The sequence below is a fragment of the Gardnerella sp. c10Ua_244 genome (assembly GCF_055818055.1).
Map to the genome: position 1 here is coordinate 1 of NZ_JARFVS010000021.1, position 768 is coordinate 768.

The following is a 768-nucleotide window of genomic DNA, read 5'->3' on the forward strand; positions in this document are numbered from 1 at the left end:
AAAATATGAAAACATTAGTAAAAAAGACAATGGGTCTATTGATGGCAACATTAGTAGCATTTGGTGTAATGGCCGGAACTACGCAAGCGTTTGCGGCTGAAGGACAACTTGTATATAAAGTTGATAGTCAATTAAACGTAAGCGGATCCTTTTTCTTAAAGAAAATTACAGGAACCGTTGATGTGAGTAAGACTGTAACTGCATCTCCCGTCACGCCAATTGAAGGGCAAAAAGACTCTTATACAGGTACTATAAGCGCAAGCGTGGAAGCTGCTGACCTTTTTGAAGGAGCCTACAAAGTATATGAGAAAGAAATAAAAGGACAAGGTTTTGGACCTTGGAAATTTGAAAATATAATCATGTCTAGTGAAGGTGAAAAGTTCCCTATTGCTCAGTATACGGTAAAATTCCCTTCTAACTTCCACGTTGATAAGACGGGAATTAAAGCTACGGAAAATTCATCTGCTATCAGTGGCATTGAGGCTGAATATGTAGAAAAGGATAATTCAGTTGTTATCACCATTCAATTAGGAAATTGGAATGATTATCAAGAATTCTTTAAGCTTGTAGAAAGTGAACGTAATCAAACTGGGCACGAAATTAACGTAAATATCCCATATACCGTAGAAGGAAAAGAAGAATTACTTGGAACTATAACTGGTTCAGGAATTTGTCAATTATACAAATTTGGCAATCACCCAGTTAGTGATCCAATCGTTAACATCACCTCCCCATTAAAGTCACTTGAAATCAAGAGACCGTAGGAGG

At 37.1% G+C, this 768-nt stretch carries 1 protein-coding gene; it reads left to right on the forward strand.

All coding sequences use genetic code 11. The annotated features are described in order from the left end of the window. On the forward strand, positions 1–764 hold a 764-nt coding region (locus tag P0108_RS07120), incomplete at its 5' end, for a hypothetical protein (protein WP_473730937.1). Positions 765–768: the final 4 nt, after the last annotated feature.